This is a genomic window from Carboxydocella sp. ULO1 (genome assembly GCF_002049255.1).
Lineage (GTDB): Bacteria > Bacillota.
In genome coordinates, this window is record NZ_BDLQ01000127.1 from 1 (window position 1) to 644 (window position 644).

Annotated in this window: 1 protein-coding gene; it reads right to left on the reverse strand. The window is 49.5% G+C overall.

The annotated features are described in order from the left end of the window. Window positions 1-644, reverse strand: a 644-nt coding sequence (locus tag ULO1_RS13400; protein ID WP_242947971.1) for a phage portal protein, incomplete at both ends; no start/stop codon positions are given.

Genomic DNA, 644 nt, shown 5'->3' on the forward strand with positions numbered 1-644 from the left:
TCATGGTATGCCTTCAAATAGGGCTCTACCGCCTCCAGCTCACTGGTACCGAAAAGCTCCGTTTCTTCCGGTTCGTTTTTGAAATGTACTATCGGGATAAATCCCCACGGATTTGACCGTTCTTCGCTAATCAGCCCCGGCGGGGCATCGCCTTCCACTAATACCATTACCTTATCAGTTGTTATACGCTGAGTAACCTGGTATTCCCGCCTCCCATTGTCCCATTTGTTCCGGGCCTGAATGGTGTAGGCAACTGGTTTACGGGTTAGCGGGTCAATCTCAATATCCGAAACCTGTTCAGGTGGGATAATGATAACGTCAATTCTGGTCTTCTCATCAGGATAAAGAGGATCATCCAATGCCAGATTAGCCAACATTACAAAACAATCTCCATCACGTAAGCAAAGCTGGTGGGTACGCTGCATCCGGCTTACCCACCTTGCAGCGTGTTTCTCAAGAACCGCTTGAGCCTCCTCATCTTCGCAATGGAAACGGGGCACTCCCATGAAGCCGGCTAGAGTATTGATAATGGGTTTGGCAAAGCCCGCACCAAGTTTATAGTCGTCGTGGGTATTGTGGTATAGCTGCCGGGCAAGCTCATAATCAACCCGGCTGCTGTTCAATACATAGGGCACATTCCAGCG